This is a genomic window from Angustibacter aerolatus (assembly GCF_054776675.1).
Genome location: NZ_BAAHBM010000038.1, coordinates 1 through 22,825, shown reverse-complemented (window position 1 = coordinate 22,825; position 22,825 = coordinate 1). Strand labels below are relative to the sequence as shown.

The following is a 22,825-nucleotide window of genomic DNA, read 5'->3' as shown; positions in this document are numbered from 1 at the left end:
ATGCCTGCCGTGCCCAGCCCCACCGGGTCGGCCTAGTACCCCAACTCGGCTTGAAGCATCAGGGCATCGGCAGTCACGGTGCACATTGAGCCCGTCTGTTCGACCACGTCAGTGATGAGGTCCACGCCTGTTCGCAGCATTGCCTCAAGGCCAAGGCTGGCCAGGACCGGTCCCTCAACAGCGCGAAAATTGAGGACCGCTTCTGCCGGATCGCTTGGTACGAGGAGGTTCAACTCATCGCGGCGGCGAAAGATGGTCGTGTTGGGGGTGGTGCCGATCTTGGCGACGTAGTCGCTGCGGATGCCCAAGCTGGTCGTTGCTGACCACATCAAGGCGAGGCCGTCGAGACCAGCCACCTCGAGGTCAGCGCTGAACACCTGGCTGGGCACGAGGGTGTTCTGATCCAGGGCGCCGTCTCGGGTGAAGGCGGCAGCGATCGCCCCGTCTCGGTGGACCTCGACTCGCCCGCGGATGGCCGCAGGGCCTCGCTGCTCAACTCCATCCCTGCGGAAACTGCGGAGCCCCCTACGAATAAGGCCGTTGCGCACCATGTAAAGCGGTCCTAGCTGGCGCATCCCCACGCTGCCGTTCCATGGTGTCGACCAGGCTGCGTTGATGATCTGGCTGGCGGCCGCCACGTGTAGCGACGTCTGGCGGCTCAGTGGTCGCGTAGGTGTCGCGAAGACCACTGTCCAGGATGGTCCGCCACCGGGTGCGTCGCTCTGCGGTAGGCCCCTCAGGAAATGCTCAAAGCGGTCGTCCAGATCGTCGTGCCGCCGTTGCCGACCAGCCGCGCGCGCGGCGTACGCCCCCTCGAGCTGCCGTTCGCTCATCCACTCCGTCTCTGGTCCATGCCTGTAAGGGCACGCGAAGAAGTCCGGCTGAGCCCGTGGATGCACCAGGTGCGGCGCATCGGCGCTGTCCGGCACGATCATGACCAGCACCCCGTCATCCGGCGCGCCCTCGGGGGCGATGTGAACGAGGTCGACGCCGGTCACCGTTGGGTAGACCAGGCTGTTGATGGTTCGACGAATGCTTCGTCTCACCGCCTCATCCACGCGTCCCACGGGCCGGATACCGTCGGCGGCGGAGGTGCCCCGCTCCTCGACGATCCCGTACACGATGACGCCGCCGCCGCTGTTGGCCATGGCGGCTACGTCTTTTGCCAGCTCGCCCCGGTCGTGATCACTCTTCTCACGGTCGGACCCGCGGTCGGGGAGGGGGGGATGCTGCTTCCAGTCAAGCTCGGCGTCCTCGAGCGTCCGAGCCAGGCAAATCTGCTCGATCAGCTCAAAGGACAGCGTGTCGTCCGTTCTGCCGAGCGCAGCATGTAGCGACGTCCAGGGCATCAGCGGCTGATCTCCTTCTTCTACGCGTCATTCGACGCACTGCGGGGCGTGAGGTCGCCGCTCGCCGCCCGCGGCGCTCATCATCATTCGTGCCGGCTCAGTGGTTGATCAGGCGTTGGCTTAGCCCCGCGTAGGGCTGTCGCACCGGTCAGGTGCCCATGCGTGGCGTGGTGCGCGACTTCTTCGCCCGTGGGGTCTTCTTGAGCGGTGCTGGAGCCAGTCTGGCGAGCATCTCCTTGTCCGGGGCGAGGGCGGGCCCGCGTAGGCGGTAGACGCTTCGACGCCGGCGTGTGTCGAAGACAGTGGGGTTCGACCTCGCCGCGAGAGGGTGTCGCTCGACACTCAGCAGGTGAAGTGCTCGCAGCTGCCGGGTGCCTTCTGCGCGGGTGGAGGCTGAGATGTGGTAGCGGGCAGGGAAGGCGGCCGTCGAGAACCACACCTCAGCGCCGTCACCGCCCTGCTCAGCGAGCAGGATGAGCAGCATCACCAAGCCAGGACCGTTGAGCTGCTGAATGTCCCCTTGGACCCACAGCTGAGACGACAGGCGGAAGTACACGTTCCGCTCGCGCTGGATGCTTCCTCCTGCCCCCAGGCCAGCCTGGGTGTACGCCTTCGATGGTGGGGTGTAGGGCGTGCCGTTACCTGACTCATCCATCAGGACGAGCAGGTTGGGTGCGCCGGCCTGAGGCACCACCTTGATGAGTTGGTGATTCGCCAGCGTCTTCACTGCAGCGGCTACTCGACGGGCCCCCCTGCCCTCTGGGTCGTCAAGACCCAGCAGGGTCGCCCAAGCTCGCGCTGGCTTGTCGGTAGACCAGGGCGCCCGAGAACAGCGCCACAGCAGAGCTAGGTAGAGCTTGAGTGCTACGACCCCGCTACGCCCGCCTTGATAGACCGAGGCCATCGGTGGGGGAGTCCCGTCACCTCGTCGAACGAACGACTTCCGCACGGGGGTCGCCCGCCTCAACCTTGTCGAGGCATCGAGGTCTCTGGCTGCGAGCAAAGCCGAGGTCGGGACAGCGCTCCGGTCGAGGGCAGCGCGCTGCTGGTCGTAGTGAGACAGCGGTGGTTCGTTCAGCGACTGCAGGAACTCATCGAAGAATTTTCGAGCCGCCAGATCCGCTTCCGTGGGGGTCGTACCTCCCACGGGGTCCGCGCTATCCATTGGTGTCCTCCATACCTTCGCGCCACAGACGTAGTGCTGACAAGTCCACAAACGCAGGGGTTTGCGCGCCGCAAACGCTCTCTCGGCTGAGGTGTAAGTGTAGGCCTCAGATTTGCGTTTTCGGGGATCCTTGTAGTAACTTGGATACTGGAGAGGCGTCTTGACACGAGGCCCCAGGCTGTGTCATAGTAGAGCCCTGCTCGAGGCCGCGTTGTAGGCCCGGGGATGAAGGCCGCTTCATGACGCGGCACCTCTGACCTAGACCTCGAGTTTGACCGAAACGTCGACGTGGCTAACGCGCTCACGCGGCAGCGTCCCGGCTGGTAGCAGTGGTCAACGCCCACGGCCGGGCACGCGCGGTCACTGAAGGGCGGTCCCCCTTGGAACGGGGGCCGCCCTTCAGTCGTTCGCGGGCCACCTGGTGACTTCGCTGACAGCTCCTCAGGGCACGCGGCACCTATCAAGGGTCGTCCTTAATCCTCAGGCTGGCTCGGTGACTACCGTGACGCGCCCGCCAGGTGGCATGTGCAGGACCGCGGTGCCGTCTTGCGCAAGTTGCAGAGTCCAGCCATGGAGGTCAACCCGGTCGCGGTGGGATGGGCTGGGCCGGCGTGGCTCGTCGTCAGCAAGAGCAGCGGTGTCGAAGTAGCGGATGGGGCGAGCTTGGCCCCGGGTCCACACGACCGGGCTTGCCGAGCCGACCAGGTGGGCCCAACGGCTCGAGGGTGTCCCCTGGAAGCGAACTCGGTCGTCCTGGACGCGCTCCCAGCCTGTGATGTCGTAGGCCGCGACGACCCGTCCGGCAGCGACGCCGACGATCGCGTCGCCGTACTGGTGGAGCTTGGCTTCGGCCAGTGCGGCCCAATCACCGAGGACGCTTTCCTCGGCAGTCAGTCGACCAGCCTGCACTTCGGGCCATGTGCGTTGGACGAGGGCGAACAACATGCGGATCTCCTTCGTGGCGTTGTCTCGTAGACGGACAGGAGTGGGCTCGGCCTGCAGTGCAGGCCGAGCCCGCGGGTTCACGCAGCCTCGCGGCTGTCGTGCTCGGCGGCGGGCTGCGTGACCTTGTGCGCGTTAGTTCGACGGGTCGGTCGAAGGACCTTCATCGGCCAGCCGTCCCCAGGCGTCCAGTGCGCGGGGGAGGGCGTGCCGATGAGGTGCGCGAACTGTGGCGCGGCCGCGGTCGTGAAGTCGACCCTGTTGTTCGGCGCGAGCGTGAAGCCCGTGATCCAGCGGACGTCGATGATGACGAGCACCTGGCCGGCAGCGGTGTTCCGGTACGCAACAGCGACCAGCACCTGGAGCGGCTGCAGGTAGCCGGCGATGGTGGCCGGGTGTCGCTGTCGAAGGGGCCAGGTCCCATCTAGGCGGGCCCGGATGAGCGGGGATCCCTGCGGGTGGGTCCGATCTGCGTGCACGACGGCGATCGTGTGCAGCAGCAGCGCGTTCAAGTACGGCGACATGTTCGGCTCCTTGATGTTTGGGCTCGTACTCCGAGAGTACATAGGAGCCGATGTTTCGTCCACTACTTCACCGCATCATGCTGCGTCGTCGTTGTCCGGTGGCGCCGCCGCGACCAGGACGCGTTGCCCGAGGAGCTACGACGTTGAGCTGCTGAGAACGGTTGGTGCGTCTGGCATCTGGCGTCTTGCGGCGCTGGTACGGCTGCAGCGCATGAGCAGCAACGCACCTCGACCAGCAGCTCGAGGTAGACCTCGAGCACCCCCACACCACCAGCGCGACGTCCAGGGCGCCGTCGAGAGGCCCAGCGCTCCGGGTGCTGCCGGGTGGCCGGGCGTGACGCACGAGCTCGGGTACGCGCGGGTCTCGTCGACGCAGCAGGACCCGCAGCTGCAGCTCGATGCGCTCGAGCAGGCCAGCTGCTACCTGATCCGGACCGACGTCGCGTCCGGGAAGAACGCCGACCGACTACAGCTGCAGTGCCTGCTTAAGAAGCTGCGGCCGGGGGACACCTAGTGGTGTGGCGGCTGGACCGAATCGGCCGGTCCGTGATCGACCTGCTGCGCATCGTCGACGAGCTGCGCGAGCGAGGCGTGGGGTTCCGATCGCTGAGCGAGGGCCTGGACACCATCACCGCGGCGGGCCGCTTCACCCTGACAATCATGGCCGCCCTCGCCGAGATGGAACGCGAGCTGATGCGCGAACGCACCCTGGCCGGCCTCGCCGCCGCCAAGGCCGGCGGCCGCACCGGCGGCCGACCCCCAAGATGACCCCGACCATGCATCGGCGCGCCCGCACGCTACGCGACCGCGGCGCAAGTCTGCGCGAGATCGCCGACGCGCTCGGCGTCGCCCGCACCACCGTCAACCGAGCCCTGACCGACGACCCCCCAAGAGCCGACCGGTTTTGTCGGCTGACGACGCTTAAGCGGGGGTCGCGGGCGGTCACGAGGTTGAACCCGAGTTCGCCCTCGTCACTGTTCGCACCAGCGCCTGCCCGACAGCCGGTGGTGAGATCGTGAACCCAGCCGGTTACCCGGTGCCGGCTGGATGCCGGCGCGCTTGACGCTGGGCTAGGAGACGGTGCAGCAGCACTGCTAGGAGCAGCGCGTACATGGCTACGACGCAAACTGCGCCGAGGAAAGCCGTGAGGTCGGAGAGGGTCGCCCAACCCGAGCCGGCGTATGCGCGCTCATCAGCGCTCTTTGCGCCCTCCTTCACCGCTATCGATGTGACGAAGAGCGTCGCCCCGAGGGTGGCGATCCAGGCCCCGACTCGGACCGGCTCGAAGGGGTCTGTCTGTTCCGACCGCGCGAGCCTGAGTGACAGGTAGGCGACCGCCTTCGCGGTCTCATCCTTCGCCTCGCCCTCAGGAAGCTTTTCCCCGATGCCTTGAAGACGCGCGATCCGAGCAGCCAGCCTGTGTGCCTTTTGCAGCTGTGGCACGAACGTGGCGAGCCCGATCAAGATTGGAACAGCGCCTAGCAAACTCAGGGCGGTCTTCATGCCCGGGAGGCTATGGCGCGCGTCTCGCTGGCTGCGGCCCGGTTGGCGTCTGGTGCGTTCTCCAGCCGCCTCGCAGTGCGCTGGCTGTCGCCGTGTGTCTGGGTGGTTGGCCGGTGCTCGCCCAGTCTGACGGGCCGGGGACCCCGACCGGTCAAGGGCGCCTCCGGCGTCGCTGCGCGATGGCCTGCGGCCACCCTTGACAGGCCACCCTCGTCCCGTCTGCCCGGGCTCTGCGCCCCGGCCCGGATGGTCCGGCGGGGCCCAGAGGGAGGCTGTCATGGCAGCACGTTTGAGCCGCACTGGTCGTTCGAGGCGGCAGGAGGAGACCGAGTTCTGCTCGGTGATCGCGAGTGCGCGGCTGCGTGGGACGCAGGTTGCCGCGGTGCGGGGGATCACGGCGGCGGCCGCGGCCGCGACGGGGCAGACGCACATCTCGGTGCGCCTGGGTGACGTCCTGCTTTACGTGGAGGACTGGGCGGCGTTGGACACGCTGGTCGACGTCGCGGGGCGCGCGCAGGCGTTGGCGAGCGAGGTCCTCGGGGCCCGCACCGATCAGTTCCTGATCGACCAGGCCCGGGCGCGGCGCGCGGCGCTCGAGCTCGGGGTCCGCACGGAGCGACGCTCCACGTCCGGCACCGACTGACCGACCGGCGGGTCGGTGGGAGCGGGTCGGTCGTCCTCAGCCTGGGGGCGGCCGGCCCGCTTCGTCCACAGCTTCGGCGGCGCGGGTGCGGCGGCACCGTCCGGCTCGCCACGGTGGTCGTGCACGACCCCGGCGTCGTCATCGCCGAGGCCCCCTGACCTGAGATCTGGAGCCCTGGATGACCGATCCTCTTGCAGTAGGCCCTCGCACCGACCCGGCATCGGATGGGGTCGACGTGGTCGAGCAGATCGCGGTGGTGCTCCCGGCCGAGGCGTCGTCCGACCAGGAGCACGAGGTGTGGCGTGCGCTGGCCGAGCTGGACGCGTTCTGGGCGCTGTACGACGACGAGCGCGACGACGACGTCTAGGCGCCCGGGGCATGCGGCGGGTGTGTGGATGAACCTTCCCCGCCCCCCCGGAGGGGTCCTGCAGGTGCGCTCGGCCCGGGTCAAGGGTGACCGCGTGCGGTCATCGCGGTCGCGACGCGCAGCGTCCTTGACGCGGGTCGAGTGCACCTGACCCTGGCAGCTGGGGGCGGAGATGGTGTTGCGCCTGGCGAGCCTCAGAGTTGATCGTGTGAGCGCGACGTCATAGGAGGTTCTGACGGCGCTGGCGCAGGAGGACGGACGTCCTTTGCTTGTCGTCGCTCACCAGGTCAGCGGTGCGAGGGACGGATCAAAGTCGGTGACCTCGCTGTAGTGGGTCCACTGCAACTGCTCGGCGGTGTCCCAGTCGTCGATCTTGGCCAGGTCCGACATGAAGCTGTCGGCGATGAGCGCCTTGGTGGGGGTGCCCTTGAGCGGGGCTGAGACCACCACTTGGACGACGTCGAAGTCGTCGTGGGGGGTCTTCTTCAGTCGGTCGTAGCCGGAGTGGAAGCCCTCGATCGCCGCCGCGCGCACCCCAACGGCATCGGTGTCAGGTGTCCCGACGCTGACCCGGATCCCGGACTTGGTTGTCGTGAACTTGACGGCATAAGCCGGCAGCACAGTTGCGCTGGCGGTGCTCGCTGCGGTGCTCGGATTGAAGGTGCTGCTCGTGGTCGGCGATGAGTTGCCGGCGTCGACGGAGCTGCTGTCGCACCCGCCGATCAGGAGCACGGTGAGGGTGGCCGCGGCCCTCGCTGTGCGGTGACGGGTCATGGGCGGAGCCTAGGGTCGCGGGCGCCTTCTCGTGGGCGATGCGCGCCGTTGCGAGGGCCGGTGGGGTGAGAATGCACTCGATGCGCGAACTCAACCGGTTGACCTTTCGAGGTACCTCCTATGCGGGGGGCGGGGAGGATGCCGGGCCCTTGGTGCTTACGCCGGTGATCGACGATGTGAGCCTGGTCGATCGCGTCAGGGTCTTTGAAGATCGTCGCGGTTTCACTCCGGCCGGAGCCTACGACGGGCTAGTGCCGAGCTACTTTCGGTTGGGCGACCTGCGGCGGTACTTCCTAGGCCAGGAGGAACGTCAGTGGCCGCAGCCTGAGCATCTCTGGCTGCTGGCCTGCGATGGTTGCGGCGAGCCTGGGTGTTGGTCTCTGACTGCCCGGGTCGTGCCGCTGCACGACATCGTCATGTGGACCGGCTTCAGCCAGGAGGACCGGTCGAAATGGGACTACTCCGGGTTCGGGCCATTCGTGTTTGCGCGCGATCAGTACGAGCGCGCGGTCGCGTGGGCAGCAAGCGCAGCTGAAGGCGAAGTCGACGGCGGCGTATAGGGGCCGGAAGCCCGTTGTCACCTGACCGGGTCGCTGTCCGACCAAGCCCGTGAGCTTGCGGCGGGAGGCTGGCGTTGCGTCTGAGGGGCCGGCCACGGGCGGGTGGGAGGCCGTGCACGGGCCGCGATGGCGCGTGGTCAGCCAGGTGCGTGAAGTCAGTTGCGGCCTGTGTGCGGGTGGCACATCGGGTCCCGCTGTCCACCTGAGGGCGGGACGAGCCCGAAGGAAATAGCTCGTGCCGTCCACAGGTGGTCAGGGGGTGCTGCGGCTTGGCGTCAGCGCTCGGGGCTGGTGCCGCGGGCGCGTCGCACAGCGTGCGAGACGGGGTGCTTGGCGTCGGCGCCAGAGGCGCCGCGCGTGCCGGTCAGCTCGGCGCCGCGTGCGTCGACGACGTCGCGTTGCTGCTGCTTGTCGACGCCGTACGTCGTCGCGGCGTGGACGGCCGGGGTGGGGAACATCGCGCGGCTGAGCTGCAGCGCCTGCCGCGCCTCGTCGACTGCGGTGGTCGCTGTGCGAGGACGGTCGGTGAGCCGGTCGGTCACGAGGTCGCGCACGAGTTGTTTGGGGACGTGGACGTGGGGTTCGAGATGCGCGAGCAGCTCGTCCAGGTCGCGGACCTGCCAGTAGCCGTCGACCACCTCGGAGAGGGAGTCGCCCTCGTCTCGGTACGCGGCAAAGCGGTTCAGGGTGAAGTCACCCTCTGTGGTCCTGTCCGTTCCGGGCGTGGGTTCGACCTGGGCGAAGTAGCTGGATTGGGCGCGCTCCCAGCCGATGTGCCAACGCAGGTTGGTGTCCGGGTCGTCATAGGTGTGGCGTGACATGCGCTGCCCCCTTGGCGTCGCGTCGGGTGTCTGGTCGGTAGGTCAGCCGACGGAGGCCAGCGGCGTCGTGCCGGCGCTGCCGTCGGATGCGTCGTTCGCCGGGGCGTTCGCCGGGTCGGCGCCGGGGCGTGTGCCCGCGCCGCGGCGCGGGGCGCGGGGTCGCCCGGGTGCTCGCCGGGCGGGTGCGCCGAACCCGACGCGGCGCAGTTCCTGCTCGGTCCAGCCGGCCTGCACGGCGGCGCTGTAGGCGGCGGCGTCGCCGGTCTCGGCGTCAACGAGCGCGGTGCGCGTGTCCTCGACGTGCTGTCGGGTCTTGGCCAGCGTGCGCACTGCCTCGACGCGGGCGTCGAGCAGGGCGCGTGCGGCCGCGACGGCGGTCTCTTCGGTGGTTGCGCTCCAGAACAGAACAGCTGCTCATCGCCGTGGGCGCTAAGCAGCCGTGCACTGATGACTGCTCGACGACCTCGCGTCGACACTCTCAAGGGGCATGCCCTGCGCGCCGACGATGACGCGCAGACGCTATGAGGGGCCAAGATGAACGACAGTACAAACCCGATTGTCAGTCCGGACGGCACCATGCGGTGGGATGGGACCGCCTGGCAACCCAACTCGAGCACGACCGTTCCGTTCCAGGCATCCGCCTCCAGGTGGAGCCGACCTGTGAGGCCATGGCAGCTTGGCGTGGCCGCTGCCGCCACCGCAGTGCTGGCCTTGGGCTCCTACCAGGCTTGGCGGCACGTGGGCGACGCCTCAGCTTCCAAATCGTCGGCCGCGGTCGCCATCAGTGTTCCCGAGACACTGTCGGCAGTAATGACGCGATGCAATAGGCAGGCAAATGCGGATGCGCCGCCTGAGCCGGAAAAGCCCGTGTCGATCACGACGACATATGACTGGGACCAGTCCATGAAGAACTGGTCCTGGGGTCTGGATATCGCCAAGGCCACCAACGACTGCGTGTCTGCAGATGGGCGTTTTACCTGCGCGCTGGAGATGTACGACTCAGGTTGCCAAGAAGCAAACGCGCCTGAGACGAAGGTGACCTGGCATGCTCTCGGTCTTTAGCGACGAACGTGGGATCTAGGCAACACGGTCCACCGCTCCCGGGGCATGGGCGAGTCTTCTGAGCGACGTCCTGCCTTCCACCCGTCGGAGGTCCACCCTTATGAAGCGCCGCACGGCGCATTGCAGCACCTGTGGCCAGCGCAACGCCGATAACTTGACATCGGTGTGAGGGATCGAAGCGTTGGGGTCCTGGCGATACTGGTTCGAACCCAGTGCCGCGACTGGTTCGAACCCAGTGCCGCGACTGGTTCGAATTCAGTAACGGGGAACCACGGCGACTCGTGATCGGTGAGCAGGCGGAACTACGGCGCACCGTCGGCGCCCGTCTGACGCGCCGTCTGGATCTGACGCACGCGAGGCGATGACGCTCCGTCCTGGGCGAGACTGCTGGCATGAAGTTGTGTCCCCAGTGTCAAGGCCCCGTACCCCGAGAGATTGATCGGTCGCCGGCAATCGTCGAGTACTGCCCTCATTGCGACTTCGCGTTGCATCGGCACGAACGGACAGGGCCGGAGCCGACCGTTGATCCGCAGCGCCGCGATGCCTGAGGTGCACTGAGCTTCACGATCTCGGGGGCGGCGTTTAACCCGATGGCCGGGCGAAGTCCGTTCCGGGGCCGTAGTCGGTCTCGAGTGGGCCCAAGAGCACTGCGTCAGCCCCGAGGGGAAGAGCGCGACCGTTACCAGCGGCGAGGCCGTGCAGTGCACCGCTCGGTACGGCGCCTGGTCGGACGGCATCCGTTCCGAGTTCCTCGCCTGACGGGCCAGTGGACAGCGATGACAGCAACGCCGATAACTTACCTTATGTAAAGTCAATGCATTCACATGGTGCACGCCATGGTCCCCCTGAGACTTGGCAGGCCCATGGGTTCGCCATCCCGTCTTCTAGTCTGTGGGCCCCTCGCTACTCATCGGGTTGCAGGGGATACAGGACGAGCTGCGTCATGCTGTACACGAAAGCGCTAACCGCAGCTAGCAGTACGAGAAAGCTGACGATGCGGCTAAGGAGACGAATACCAGACCCGTGCCTTTCCGCAACTGTTGCGAGCCAGATGACTGCCAAGAGCGGAACTGGGGCTACAAGAATCAGGGGGGAGCCATAGTTCGTCCACATCCCGAACGAGCCATGCAGCGTGGTGATCCACGAGGTCCGCGCGAGGTGTACGGTGCGGCGCGCTCGTGTCGGCGTCTCGACCACAGTCGCGTTCATGTCGGCACCCTAACTGCGCTAGAGAAATAAGACATGCAAACAGTCGAACGAGCCCGCGCGCAGGTCAAGACAGTTGAAGGTCTGCGACGACCATGTCGTGGTCGGACGGCCGGTTCGTCTGGGTGCGCTGCAGCACGTTCTCGAACCGGACGGCGCCCCGCAGCCCCTTCGTGGCGATGACGTCGAGCCGCGCGCCCCAGCCGGACGGGCTCTTCGGCACGGTGCGGGCGAAGGCGTTGTACGTCGTCCAGCGGGTGTTGACCTGGGTGACGGCGTCGGCGGTGTCGTAGAAGCCTGCCGCGACCAGCGCGTCGTGGGCAGGGTCGCCGCCGCGCGCCGCCTGCCACGAATTCAGGTCGCCGCCGAGCACGACTGGCACGTGGTCGGGGTTCTCGACAGCCACCCGGGCCAGCACCGCCCGCAGCTGCGTCCTGCGCAGTGCCTGGTACCGGTGCTGCAGATCGGCGTTCGCGCTCTTGCGCTCGTCGAGGTGCACCGAGACGACCATGAACCGCTTATCCGACGCCCGGTCCTGCAGCAGGGCCCACGAGACCGAGCGGCGGACCCCAAGGTCGTCCTCGGCCAGCACCGGCATCTCCATGCTGCAGGAGGTCGAGACAGGTCGGGCGCCGACCCGGTCGGGGCAGTCACTGAGCAGGTCGTACCGGGTGCTGTCGTAAAGGATGCGCGCGCCCTGCGTGCCGGCGCGCTCGCCCGGCGCGATGTACCAGGTGGTCCGGACGAGCCGGTATTGGTCGGCGCCACGCGCCGCCAGGGCATCCAGCAGCGTCTGGGTCTGCCGCGGCGCACCCGCCGTGTCACCGCCGCCCCCGTCTGCCCGGCCAGGTGACAGCTCCTGGATCGCGACGACACCCGGGTGGTGCACGTCGATAGCCGTGGCGACGGCGTCGACCCGGCTGGCCCATGACGGGTTCGCCCAGCGAGCGGTGCGCACGTTGAAGCTCGCGACCCGCAGCGGCGTGCCGGCTTTCGGCGTCACCGGCCGCGGCGCGACCGACCGCAGGTACGGGAAGGCGCGCGTGGCGGTGCCCTTGCCCTTGGTGTTTACGGCGGTGAGCCGGAAGAACAGGTGCTTGCCGGTGCCCGGCGCGGCGCCGGCCGACGCGACCTGCTTCGCGGTCAGGGTGACCGACCGCTTCGCGCCGCCGACCGTGAAGTATCTGGCGTGCCGGCCGTGATCGGGCAGCGTGGCGCTGCCCTGCTTGAAGGTGGTCAGGCCGGTCTCGATGCGGAAGCTCGTGGTGTGCCCCCTGGTCTGCTTCCACCGGATGGTGACCTCGCCGGCGTGCGGGCCGGGCGCCGACGACACCGCGGTGATCCGTCCCGGCCGGACGGCGGCCTGCGCGGGCGCGGCGGCCAGCAGGGTCGGCGTCAGGGCTGTGACGGTTAGAGCGGTTAGCGCGAGAGGACGGCGCACCGGGATCCTCCTGGGTGACTGCAGCCGACCGTCGAATATGAATCTCCCACTGCCCGTCGGCAGGCCGATCTGTGATCTTGAGTGTTCGTGCCGCCCCTCGCGACGGCGATCCCACCACCCTGCGTGAGCGGGTCCACGGTCATGCAGCCCGTCAACTCCCTCGGATGTGGATGATCCAGGTCAGCAGTCTGGAATCCTGCATGCGCTGCTTCCTGATACCCGCACTAAGTCTGTGATTCTTCCACTTTTTGGTCTGCTGCGTGTAGAAGATCCTGCCGTCTTCGACCTTGGTCACCAAAGAGGTGTGGTCCCTCTTGAGGTCCCCATTGAAATCCCAGTAAATGAGATCACCGGGCACTGCTTGTTCCTCCTTGGTCACGTGCAGGTCGTACTGCTTGTGCCCCAGGTACTGGTAATGCTTATCGGCGTTGATAAACGTATAGCTTTCCACTGGTCCGTGCTTCCACCAGTGATGTGTGCTATTTCGCCCACCCTCGCTAAATTTCATGTCACCACCGCGCAGGGCTTTTGACACGAAATTCTGACAGTTATTATCGTACTTGGGTTTGTCCTCGACGTGATCCCAAGCCCACTGCACTGCTTTCAAACGATCCACCGGTGCCGGCGCCTTGGCGGCGGCGGTCTGCATCAAAGCGGGCGCAGTCGACTCTCGACCCTGCGCAAGGGGCAGGTCATCGTCGCCAATTTCTAGGGCGTTCTCTCTGTCTAGCAACTCGTCACCGTCAGCCAGGCCCTCGCTGCTCTGCATCGCGCCGTCCCGGAGCGAGGTAACTCCCACGATTGCGCCGCTGCTGAGGGTGGAGAGCTCGACCCGCCAAAGATCGCTACTGACGGAACCACTTGCAGAAGGCTGCGTCACGGCGTCCTGCCACATTGACACGACGCCTGCCGCGCCTGTTTCAGGGTCGGTGACAAGGAGCTGATCGGTAGCAGTCGACGTTGCTGAATCAGGAGCGTCATTGCGGCTGACCAAATCGGTGTACGTCGACGTCACGTCATCAGTCTGCGCTGCGACAGCCCCCTGAATCTGGGTGGCGTACGACAAGCCGCTTGTTGCCGCACTGGCCGTGGTCGCAGAGCCGGTGCGAAGCCGGTTCAGCGCTGTCTGCAACTGCGTCGTCTTATCTAGATCACTCAATCGAGCGGTGCCATTCGCCACGAGAAAAGACGTGCTGCTGGTTACGGGAGACGAACCCTTCGAGTTCTGTACCTGAACCTGAGCGGTGAGGCTGGCGCCGGGTGTTAAGCCATGAATGATGGTCGGTGAAGAGGCACCCAGAACGGTCTTGATGGTCGTCCCGGCCGAATCAACGATTCTGACGGTCGTGGTGGTGTCGTCGTCTACCGAAAAGTCACTCAAGTTACTGGCCCATCGGACGAATGCTCCCTCATGCCCGGGCCAAACCGTGACGGACAATGGCGCTTTCGGTGCCGTCGGGACGACATACGTGATCGTCATTGAACCTGCAGTGGAGAGCGAAACTGCCGCATCAGTCTCCGCTGGAGAGGCCAGCATCAAGCCCAAGTCCGTCGTGCTGCGGCTGTCCTGCCAAGTCTGCGCACTGTCTGTGACATCGAGAGCGGCGAGCTGGCTCATGGTTGTGCTGACGAATTCACCACTCCCCGCAGCCACCATGGCCGGTCCGTCACTGGTCGCCCAATTGCCGGAAACCTGCGTCACATTCACGCCTCGCGTCCCGCACGACGGATTGCAGCTCAGGCCGGCCAGATTGGCCGTGGCCTCGACAATCTCAGCATCCACCGGAACGAGCGAAGCAGCATTGGCCTTCACAAACACGTAGTTCGATCCACCGAGCTGCACAGCAGAAGACTGCAAGGCGCAACTGCCCGAGGCGCAATCGGCTGGGTCGACACTGGCGCTGGCCAGCGAGAGAGCACTACGCGGAATCGTGACCGTCTGCGTCGTAAACGAAGCACTCTGATTGGTCGCGGACTTTCTGGCAGTCACTGCGGAGCATATTGCCGTGCTCGGTACGCAAGCCTGCGCGGCCCATTGGATGCTCGAGCCAAGCGCGGCGATAGCGGGAGTGATGGTGGCTTGGAGCTCGTCATCGTTGGAGCCCGACGAGATGATCGGTGCGCCCCCGTTGAGCGCCGTGCCCGCGCCGTCCCACAAGAAGAAGCGCATGTCGATCGCGTGCTGGGACGGTCGGCCTGAACGGGCGCTGATGAGGAGTCCCTCTGGGCCCGGGGCCGAACGCAGTTCCGTGACGCTCGTGGGGACATCGATGGTCACGGTCCGGCCCTGCGTCCACGGGCTCGTGTGGGTCGCGTCCCGAACGCGCACGCGGTAGCTGTACGAACGCCCAGGGGTCAGTGCCCCGGCCGGGAGTGTCCACGAAGCTGCGGTGTTCGCCGCGACTGCAATTGAGGAGGAGGCAATGGGCGTCGACGACGTGAAGGAGTAGGCCTCGAAGTCGTAGGTCACAGCTGCGCCGGTGGGCCCGGCGTCGGCCCGAATCACGGGTGTGGGGCTGGTGACGAGAACGGACTGAGCGCGGTCGCTGCGGTCGCTCGGCGTCACGGTGATGTTGGCCACCGGTGCCGCGAAGGGGTCGGTGCCGTGCAGGACGGTGTAGCTCGAGGTGGGGCCGATGTTGCCTGCTCGATCGATGGCGCGCGCGTAGATCACGTAGCGGCTCGACCCGGCCTGCGGCGTGAAGGAGAGGTCAGCGGTGCCCGCACCCACCCGGGCTGTCGTCTTCGTGAACTCCTGGTCGTTGATCGACCAGTTGATCGAGCGTGCGTCTGCATCGGACGTAGACGCTGTGACGTGGGCAAGGCCTTGCGCGTCCGTCGCGACAGCCCATTGCCCGTTCGGATACGTGGAGGTCAGAGCGGGTGCGGCGGGCTTGGACGTGTCCACCGTGAAGGGCGTGAGCGTCGACCAGGCGCTGCTGATACCCGCAGCGTTGGTGGCCCTTGCGCGCCGGTAGTACGTGGTCCCGTTCGTGAGGGCCACGCTGCCGGTGCATGAGGCCTGCTTGCCGGAGGGGGCGTACGAGCTCACGGCGGTGGCAGTCGCGCAGCTGGTCTTCAGCGACGCGGCATCTCCGGCGGTGGAGGTGTGGATCTGCACGTCGTACTTGAGAGGGTCTTCTAGGTCGTCGGTGGAGACAGCGGTCACCAGAGGCGTCGTCGACGAGACGTAACGCAGGTTGCTCGTGGTGGCCCCAGGCGTGATCTGCAGACTTGGAACGGCAGGCGTGCTGCCGTAGGTGACCGACAGGACCGGCTTGTGGACCGTGACGTTGCAGCTCGAGGTGGCAGGCGTCGCGCTCTCTCGGTTCATGGAGCAGAAGTACTTGCGCTGCAGGGCGTCAGTCTCCGACGCGCGCAGCTCGATGCCGTAGTTGGTGAGGGCACCGGACGCCCAACCGGCCACGATCTTCTTGACGTCGAGGGTGCCGTAGTCGTTGCTGCACCCCGGCTCGTACCCATGCGAGAACGTCGCGCTAGACGAGTAGGTCGCGCTCGTGTCGACGGTCGGCTGAGTCGCCCACGTGGCATTCGTGACCGACATCGCTGACGTGATGGGGTATGCGTAGACCGGCTTGGCGTCACAGGTGAACGAGACGTGGTTCCACAGCTTCAGGGTCGCCGCTGTGATGGTCGTTCCCATGAAGGCCGGGTCGTTGTCCCACCGCAGCAACGCGCGCATCCGGTTGGCCCCGGTGTAACCCACGCCCCAGCTGTGCTCGGAGCTGTGGGTCACGGTGTCGTTCTCTTTGACGAAGGTGTCCCCCGTACCCGTGAGATTGCCGATCACTGGGTCGATGGTCACCGGGTAGTGGGTAGTCGGTGCGGTCAACCACGACATGGAGGGGGTGAGGTCCAGCTGGGGGTCGCCGGCGTCACCAGAAGCATCAGCCGCGACATAGCGGCGATTCGCCGGCAGGCCGGCCTCGTCGAGCTGCGCGTCCCACATGACCGGCTTCGGTGACGCAAAGACAACCTCGCCCGCAGTGTCAACGAACTCAAACCCGCCGCCGTCGGCGGCGTCCCGCACTGCCAACCCAGTCAGGTCCAACGGAAGGTGGATCGCGGGGGCCTTGAGCGGGGCGGCCTTTAAGACCAAGAGCTGTTCAAAGCCCTCCGACACTGCGGTGAGGACCAGATCGGTGTTGGCGTCCAACGCGTACGTTGCGCTCGCCCCGGACACGCTGGGGGCTGGCAGAGTCTTGGTCCAGTTCAGCCACAGCCTCTTCGTGCCGTCTGAAAGTTTGGCCGCGGGGCCGTCGCCGCCCGAGGAGAAGACCACAGGGTTGGCAGAGGCCTTCGGAGCCCAACCGGTGGCGAGGTGCTCGAGGTCGAGGTCGACCGGCACCCACGCGTCGTCCTTGCGTACGCGGATCGGCTCGAGCGATGTATCGCTGGTCACCGTGCCGTCAGGATTAACCCAGACCGTGTTGGTCTCGGTTCGCTCGTCGGTCACCTCAACGCGTGAGCCCTGCTCGGCCGCAGCCCAAAAAGCTGATTCGCGGTCGGGGACCTCGGTCACAGTGGTGATCGGACCCGCAGGGGTGCTGGCTTCCGTGACGGGCAACGCAGACGCTGTCACCGGGTTAAGTAGCGTGGCGCCCATCGTGGCGGCACACACCACCAGGCAAAGCCGCGAGCGGAAAACGCCGTGCGTGTACCACTTAGCCACAGGGAGCCCTTCGACACGGTCGAGCTCCACCCTGGCGCCCAGGTGAGTTGTACTGGACCTTGTTAATGGCACACAAGGGGCTGTCACGGTCTGCCTGACAGACTTTGCTCGTCGAAAGTGCCGAAAGGTACAAGTCGCACTCGTTACTCGGTTGTGGCGCCGCCCCTGGATGGCAGTCGCGGCTCTAGACCAGCCGCTAGAGCCCGGTTGATGCGCCTCCGATAGGAGACAACTGACCTGGGTGGTCGGACTCCGTTATCGCGCTACGGGTGCCCAGCTGGTGCGGTAGTTCGGCCAAACCAGACTCCCCCGGGGCTCCGCTCTCCTAGGCTCAACGCGACCCGCAGCCCGCCTGGAATGAGTGGACACATGCCGCGCCGACGCCCCACACTCCTGCTCGCGATCTCGCTGGCGGCCACTCTGCTGGGGCTGGCCTCAGCGCAGACAGCGACCGCAGCGGCGCCGGCGGTCCAGGCGGCCTCGTCGGCCCGCACGATCTCGTCGCAGCCTGCACCACGCGCGGCGGCAGCTAAGCCGGTGTCGACGAAGAAGCTGCTCGCAGCGCTGACGGTGAGCGGTGAGCACACCTCCGGCTACAAGCGGTCGAAGTTCAAGCTGTGGGTCGACACCGACCACGACCACTGCAACACCCGCGCCGAGGTCCTTATCACCGAGGCCACCAAGAAGCCCCGCCACGCCAAGAAGACCTGCAAGCTGACCGGCGGGAAGTGGACCTCCCCCTACGACGGGGCCAAGGTCACCGCCGCGACCAAACTCGACATCGACCACATGGTCCCGCTCAACGAGGCCTGGCAGTCCGGCGCCTTCAAGTGGGACGCGGCCACCCGCACCAGCTACGCCAACGACCTGGGCTACAAGCACTCCCTGGTCGCGGTCACCGCCCACGCCAACCGCTCCAAGGGCGACAAGGAGCCCCAGGCCTGGATGCCCGCCAAGAGCACCTGCTGGTACGTCACCAGCTGGACTGTCGTGAAGTGGCGCTGGCACCTGAACATCAACCCGGCAGAGAAGAACTACCTCGCCGACAAGCTCGCCAGCTGCGGTTGGCCCGAGGTCACCGCCCCGAAGCGGCCGCACATCGGCCACCCGAAGAAGACGTCGGCGCCGCCCAGCAGCGCCTACAACTGCCCCGCCGGGTACCCGATCAAGGGCAACGCCTCCTCGATGATCTACCACGTGCCCGGCGGGCAGTTCTACGACGTCACCAACCCCGAAGAGTGCTTCTCCACCGAGGCCGCGGCCCGCGCTGCCGGCTACCGCAAGTCCAAGCGATAACCGGCGAGCTTGGGGCGCGGAGCGCTGGGCGGGTCAGTGCGCGGCGGCGTACGCGTCCATCACGGCTGCCGAGATGCGGCCCCGCTCACTGACCTCGTGCCCGTTCTCCTTGGCCCACTGCCGGATCGCCGCGGTGTCGGTACCCGCCGCCGCGCTGGCCGAGCTGCTCGAGCCGCTCGAGTTGTTGGTGCGCCGGCCGCGCTGGCCGCTGCCGCCGCGGGAGCTGACCCGACGGGCATGGCCCACCCACTCGGCGAACGCGTCGCGCAGCCGCTTGGCGTTCGCCTCCGACAGGTCGATCTCGTAGCTCACGCCGTCGACCGCGAACTGCAGCGTCTCGGCGCCCTCGCTGCCGTCGACGTCGTCCTCGAGGATGACCTGCACCTTTTGAGCCATGAGAATCCCGCTTCCGAATCGTGAACAATGGCCAGCGTCATCATGGCGCAAAGCCATGAGCATCATCGAAAGGCCGTTCAGGCGTCGGCCGCGAGCTTCATTGCGCGTAGCGTCGCGAGGATGAGCTTTCTCCTGGGCGTCGCGACGTTCATCGGGTCGGTAGTGGCAGCCAGCGTGACGTTGAACGCTCTGACGGCACGGGCTTTGATCAGAGCCCGCCTGGCCCAAGATCACGCGGCGTACGCGGCGTTGCCGGATGGGAAGAGCCGCACGCTCATGCTCCAGATCATCGATCGTGAGGTGGCGCGGCTGGAGCAGATCGAACGGCCCGAGGCGCGGCTGCGAGGCTGGTTGCTCGTCGGCTGCGTGCTCATGGTGACCATCGGTCTGGCGGGCGTTCTGAGCACCGACAAGGGCGGCTGGCAGGGGATCAACCGTCCGGCCGGCTGGATCGACGTCGCTTTCGGTGTCGTGTTTGCCTTGCGGGAGTTCGTTCGGTGGTCGCGCGTGCGGCGACCGCCCGTCGTCACCCGCACCGAAACAGACGCTTAGTTTCAGAAGCCGACACGCCGGGCGGCCTCAGTAACAGAATCCGCGCCGTGCGATTGGCTGTGCCCATGGCACGACATGGACAAGGCGGACGCCCCAGCAAGGGCGATCGCGACCAGATCCTGACCAGGCCGCCGCGTGCCCTCGGGGATGCGGTCCGAGCCCATGCAGAGGAGCTGGGCATGACGGTCAGCGACTACGTCGCGACCCTGCTTGCCGACGCTCACGGGATGCCGGAGTACGCACCGTCCCGCGTCGCGAGCCGTCCGCAGGAGGAGCTGCCGCTGAAAAGCGCCTAGACACGACGAAGGCCCCGCTTGCCGGCGGGGCCTGTCGTCTACAGCTGAAGCCGGATCTCTGACGCCCAAGTCCTGATCCGAGCGACCTCCTCACGGAGGTCAGTGACCACGAGTAGCCCTCCCGGGCTTCTTCATGCCTGCCTCCCCGAAGGAGCCAGTGCCATCAATGTAGCTCCCCATGCCCGAAATTCAAGACCAGACGACCGGATGGTCGTCGTGTCGCGCCCGCCGACCGTTGCGCACGGTCACACCGTTCAGCCGGTGCGGGTGCTGTCCCCGCGCACGGCGCCGCGCGCCGTCGTGGCTGATGACCCCACCGGCCGACGGCCCGGTCTGGTGACCCTCGTGCCAGCCGGCGCCTACGCGCGCACCGTGGCCTGGTCCGACCGGCGCGACTGGCTGGCTGGCGTCCGCCTGGCCGTGCAGGCGCGCCCGGAGCTGCTGCGCCTGGGCGACACCAGCAAGGACGTCGTCTCGATCGACACGTTCATGCGCGTGCTCGAGCTGATGGCGGCCGCCGCCGACCACGACACCGGCCGCGACATCCGCGCCCGCAAGCGCGAGATCGCCGCCGCCGCGCACTGCTCGGCTGACACCGTGCAGCGCTGCCGGCGGATCGCGACCCGTGTCGTCGGCTGCCTGCGCCTGGTCGTGCGCGGCCGCCCTCTGACCATGCCCGAGCGCACCACCGTGCGGCACCGCCGCGACCGCACCGCCCCCAAGGGCGCTGACGGGCGCCGTCCCGGCCTGACCCAGCGCGGCGTGCCACCCGTCTACGCCGCCCACACCCCCCGCTGGATGCACCCCTACATGCGCCTGGCCGCCCGCCGCACCCTGCACCTGCCCGCCGGCGCCCCCGGCAGTTCGGTCGGTTCTGCCTGCGGCCGGCCCAGGCGGCTGGGCTGCCCTGTGGACAGCCCGGTGGACAACCAGCAGCCCTCTGACCTGCACGTTGTGGGTTCCGCACCCCACCCCCGGAGGGGCCAGCAGAGTGCATCAACCCACCTACCGAACACCCACACTTACAACCAAGACATCGTCTCGCTCCGCTCGACCAAGCGGACGGGCTCCGCCCGACGCCCCGACGAAGGCCTGAGCGACCCGGACCGGACCGCTGTGCGGGCCGCTGAGCCCCTGAATGACCCCGCGACGTCCGATCACACGCGGCCGGTGCTGAACGGCCGGCACGAGGCCGCCCACGACGCCCAGCAGACTGAGCGGCCCGAGCGGACTGAGCTGGCCCAGCAGCCGCGACGTCCTCGTCCTGCTCGTAGACCGCGTCGCCGGCTGCTCGGCGAACACCTCGCCGCGCAGATCGCCGCCCGCGCCGACTGGGGCCGCGGCCTGTCCCCACGTCGCGTCGCCCACCACCTCGCCCCCTTCGAGGCCGCCGGGTGGACCGCCGCCGACTGGTTCACCGTCGCCGACACGATCCTGACCGGCACCAGCTCGCGCACCAGCTCGAGCACCAGCCCGGACCAAACCGGCGACCTCGACCAAGCCGACGTCGAGCACGGTGCGCCGGCGTGGGCCACCGGCCCCGCCGCCCTCGGCCCCCGCACCGGCATGCACTCCCCCGGCGGCTTCGTCTACTGGCTCACCCAGCGCATGGACCCCGGCCCCGACCTCGCCGGCCTCGCCGAGCTGGGCGATGGCCACGACGCCAGTGGCGCCACCGCCCGCCTCGAGGCCGGCCACGCGGGCGACGCGCGCACCGCCTGCAGCCGGCCCGACTGCGACGGCCACGGCTGGCTCGACGTCGACGGACCCGCCACCCCCTGCCCCGACTGCCCACCCACCGCCCGAGCACCCCACGTCGACCTCGCCGAGCTCGACGACGTCGAGCAGCTCGACGGCGTCGAGCAGCTCGACCCGCCGTTCTAACCCCGCTCGGCGCGCCGCCGAGCTCGAACAGCCGGTCGACCCGTGAACGGCCCGGGCGCAACGTGCCCACCAGCCGACCTCTCGCCCACCGCCCCAGACCACCTGGGTAGCCGCGTCGCAGCTCTAGCCGACGGGCTAGCCTGCGAGTCGCAGGTCGAAGGCATGGTGACGGGCCGGAACCCTTTGGGTGGGTGCGATCCGGGCTGGCCGACCTCGCACACCAGGGTGGCCGCTCACGAGCACGAGCCCGCTTTCTTCAGCGCCTCGCGGAGTGTCTGGCCCAGAGCCCGGGTCAAGCCTCGTCAGGTCCGGCCAGGAGCCTCGTCAGTCGGATCTCGACGAAGCCGGCGCCCATGAGGCCGTCCGTGGGTCCTTGCTCCCCCGACCCGGGTGCGACCTGGCACTCACTCGCCGGCTCGAGCGTCTCCTCGTCGTACTCCACGAGGAAGCTGTGCCCGGTCAGCTCCTCGTAGCGCACGAAGCGCGGCACCGGCCAGGCCATCGGGTTCCATCCGGAGTGCGTCCCGATGACGGGCCAGTCGCCGTCCCTCAAGCTCAGTCCGCTGAACATGGCCACGAGGAGGGCGTCAGCCGGGCGTGAGGCCGGACAGCTCGTGGGCCTCCGGGACGTCGGCACGTCGCGGGCCGAAGAAGTACCCACACACCCCGAGGCGTCTCGGCCCCCGAGCGACGAGTCCGACGGCGAACCCCTCCGTACGGAGCGGAACGGCGAACCACGAGCCCGGACCGTAACGCTGCCGCTTCACTCGTACCCCCTCTGACCACGACCCGCGGCGCCGCGCGTGTGCCGGCGCTGCGTCATCTTGGCGTGGCCTGCTTGAGCACGTCGTGCCGCGGCTGCAGGCTGTCGCACCGCACAGAGTGACGCCGAACGCCGGCCAGGTCGGACCCGGCTACGCCGGGGCTCCCCACGACGACCGGCCGGTCGACCCGTGGACGGCCCGAGCTGCGCCCGGGCTCAGCCCGCCCACGGGCCAACCTCTCCCCCACCGCCCCTGACCAACCGCGCGCCAGCCCCAACCCCAGGGCCGCGCCGTGGACAGCGCCCGTGGACGAGCTGGGGAAGAGGCACACCGCGCAGTGCGTCCGGCTGCTCGTGCAGCTGCGCTGTGGTGCCGACTTCGTCGGCCCGATCGGGACCGGCTGCGCCGGTGCTGAAAGCTTTTCCCTCCCACCTCCGGGCGTCCGATCCTGACCGCCCGACCGGGGCCGGCAAGCCGGGCTCGCTAGCGCTCGACCACCGCGGCGGCGCCGCTCGGCCGACGCGCTCTACTCGTTCCTCGCGCCGCTTATCTCGTCGGCCGAGCACCACCACCGCGGCGGCAGACCC

The 22,825-nt window shown here is 67.7% G+C and carries 19 protein-coding genes and 1 pseudogene; 8 read left to right on the top strand and 12 right to left on the bottom strand.

Annotated elements, in window-relative coordinates; all coding sequences use genetic code 11:
* Window positions 1–32: 32 nt before the first annotated feature.
* The 4 genes from ACYVI6_RS10590 to ACYVI6_RS10575 form a co-directional block, all read right to left on the bottom strand.
* Window positions 33–1,349, bottom strand: coding sequence for an AlbA family DNA-binding domain-containing protein (locus ACYVI6_RS10590; protein WP_460446337.1), 1,317 nt, complete (start codon window positions 1,347–1,349; stop codon window positions 33–35).
* Between the two features lie 148 nt (window positions 1,350–1,497).
* Entirely contained in the window at window positions 1,498–2,076 is a 579-nt protein-coding gene (locus ACYVI6_RS10585) for a hypothetical protein (RefSeq protein ID WP_460446336.1), read from the bottom strand.
* Window positions 2,077–2,994: 918 nt separating this feature from the next.
* The gene (locus tag ACYVI6_RS10580; protein ID WP_460446335.1) at window positions 2,995–3,459 is read right to left on the bottom strand and encodes a hypothetical protein; all 465 of its coding nucleotides are present in this window, start codon (window positions 3,457–3,459) and stop codon (window positions 2,995–2,997) included.
* 77 nt (window positions 3,460–3,536) lie between these two features.
* Window positions 3,537–3,980, bottom strand: coding sequence for a hypothetical protein (locus tag ACYVI6_RS10575; protein ID WP_284291894.1), 444 nt, complete (start codon window positions 3,978–3,980; stop codon window positions 3,537–3,539).
* On the opposite strand from ACYVI6_RS10575, the pseudogene ACYVI6_RS10570 reads away from it, so the two are divergent.
* Window positions 3,895–4,748, top strand: a pseudogene (locus ACYVI6_RS10570) (recombinase family protein). The gene ACYVI6_RS10575 and the pseudogene ACYVI6_RS10570 overlap by 86 nt on opposite strands.
* Before the next feature lie 261 nt (window positions 4,749–5,009).
* Here ACYVI6_RS10570 and ACYVI6_RS10565 read toward each other — a convergent pair.
* Window positions 5,010–5,483, bottom strand: a complete 474-nt coding sequence (locus ACYVI6_RS10565) for a hypothetical protein (RefSeq protein WP_460446334.1) — start codon at window positions 5,481–5,483, stop codon at window positions 5,010–5,012.
* Between the two features lie 277 nt (window positions 5,484–5,760).
* Here ACYVI6_RS10565 and ACYVI6_RS10560 point away from each other — a divergent pair, with 277 nt between their 5' ends.
* Together ACYVI6_RS10560 and ACYVI6_RS10555 are read left to right on the top strand one after the other, a co-directional pair.
* Window positions 5,761–6,126: a hypothetical protein gene (locus tag ACYVI6_RS10560; RefSeq protein ID WP_460446333.1), complete on the top strand. Its 366-nt coding sequence runs from the start codon at window positions 5,761–5,763 to the stop codon at window positions 6,124–6,126.
* Window positions 6,127–6,361: 235 nt separating this feature from the next.
* Window positions 6,362–6,493: a hypothetical protein gene (locus ACYVI6_RS10555; RefSeq protein WP_460446332.1), complete on the top strand. Its 132-nt coding sequence runs from the start codon at window positions 6,362–6,364 to the stop codon at window positions 6,491–6,493.
* Between the two features lie 279 nt (window positions 6,494–6,772).
* Here the strand turns inward: ACYVI6_RS10555 and ACYVI6_RS10550 are convergent, their stop codons facing one another.
* Window positions 6,773–7,267: a hypothetical protein gene (locus tag ACYVI6_RS10550; RefSeq protein WP_460446331.1), complete on the bottom strand. Its 495-nt coding sequence runs from the start codon at window positions 7,265–7,267 to the stop codon at window positions 6,773–6,775.
* An 80-nt stretch (window positions 7,268–7,347) separates the two neighbouring features.
* Here ACYVI6_RS10550 and ACYVI6_RS10545 point away from each other — a divergent pair, with 80 nt between their 5' ends.
* Window positions 7,348–7,827 carry a hypothetical protein gene (locus ACYVI6_RS10545; protein ID WP_460446330.1) on the top strand — a complete coding sequence of 160 codons (480 nt, stop codon included), beginning with the start codon at window positions 7,348–7,350 and terminating at the stop codon, window positions 7,825–7,827.
* 275 nt (window positions 7,828–8,102) lie between these two features.
* On the opposite strand, the gene ACYVI6_RS10540 is transcribed toward ACYVI6_RS10545, so the two are convergent.
* Together ACYVI6_RS10540 and ACYVI6_RS10535 are read right to left on the bottom strand one after the other, a co-directional pair.
* The gene (locus ACYVI6_RS10540) at window positions 8,103–8,648 is read right to left on the bottom strand and encodes a hypothetical protein (RefSeq protein ID WP_460446329.1); all 546 of its coding nucleotides are present in this window, start codon (window positions 8,646–8,648) and stop codon (window positions 8,103–8,105) included.
* 42 nt (window positions 8,649–8,690) lie between these two features.
* Entirely contained in the window at window positions 8,691–8,978 is a 288-nt protein-coding gene (locus tag ACYVI6_RS10535; protein ID WP_284291907.1) for a hypothetical protein, read from the bottom strand.
* Between the two features lie 351 nt (window positions 8,979–9,329).
* Between ACYVI6_RS10535 and ACYVI6_RS10530 the strand changes: the two genes are divergently transcribed.
* On the top strand, window positions 9,330–9,710 hold the full coding sequence (locus tag ACYVI6_RS10530; RefSeq protein WP_284291909.1) for a hypothetical protein: 381 nt from the start codon (window positions 9,330–9,332) through the stop codon (window positions 9,708–9,710).
* Window positions 9,711–10,983: 1,273 nt separating this feature from the next.
* Here the strand turns inward: ACYVI6_RS10530 and ACYVI6_RS10525 are convergent.
* Both ACYVI6_RS10525 and ACYVI6_RS10520 read right to left on the bottom strand, forming a co-directional pair.
* Window positions 10,984–12,249: an endonuclease/exonuclease/phosphatase family protein gene (locus ACYVI6_RS10525; RefSeq protein ID WP_460446328.1), complete on the bottom strand. Its 1,266-nt coding sequence runs from the start codon at window positions 12,247–12,249 to the stop codon at window positions 10,984–10,986.
* 259 nt (window positions 12,250–12,508) lie between these two features.
* Window positions 12,509–16,900, bottom strand: a complete 4,392-nt coding sequence (locus ACYVI6_RS10520) for a DNRLRE domain-containing protein (RefSeq protein ID WP_460446327.1) — start codon at window positions 16,898–16,900, stop codon at window positions 12,509–12,511.
* A gap of 687 nt (window positions 16,901–17,587) precedes the next feature.
* Between ACYVI6_RS10520 and ACYVI6_RS10515 the strand changes: the two genes are divergently transcribed.
* Window positions 17,588–18,346 carry an HNH endonuclease family protein gene (locus tag ACYVI6_RS10515; protein WP_460446326.1) on the top strand — a complete coding sequence of 253 codons (759 nt, stop codon included), beginning with the start codon at window positions 17,588–17,590 and terminating at the stop codon, window positions 18,344–18,346.
* Window positions 18,347–18,379: 33 nt separating this feature from the next.
* Here the strand turns inward: ACYVI6_RS10515 and ACYVI6_RS10510 are convergent, their stop codons facing one another.
* On the bottom strand, window positions 18,380–18,742 hold the full coding sequence (locus ACYVI6_RS10510) for a histone-like nucleoid-structuring protein Lsr2 (protein ID WP_460446325.1): 363 nt from the start codon (window positions 18,740–18,742) through the stop codon (window positions 18,380–18,382).
* 27 nt (window positions 18,743–18,769) lie between these two features.
* Between ACYVI6_RS10510 and ACYVI6_RS10505 the strand changes: the two genes are divergently transcribed.
* Entirely contained in the window at window positions 18,770–19,294 is a 525-nt protein-coding gene (locus tag ACYVI6_RS10505; protein ID WP_284291980.1) for a hypothetical protein, read from the top strand.
* Window positions 19,295–19,926: 632 nt separating this feature from the next.
* Window positions 19,927–21,474, top strand: a complete 1,548-nt coding sequence (locus ACYVI6_RS10500; protein WP_460446324.1) for a hypothetical protein — start codon at window positions 19,927–19,929, stop codon at window positions 21,472–21,474.
* Window positions 21,475–21,766: 292 nt separating this feature from the next.
* On the opposite strand, the gene ACYVI6_RS10495 is transcribed toward ACYVI6_RS10500, so the two are convergent.
* The gene (locus ACYVI6_RS10495; protein WP_460446323.1) at window positions 21,767–22,051 is read right to left on the bottom strand and encodes a hypothetical protein; all 285 of its coding nucleotides are present in this window, start codon (window positions 22,049–22,051) and stop codon (window positions 21,767–21,769) included.
* Between the last annotated feature and the right edge of the window lie 774 nt (window positions 22,052–22,825).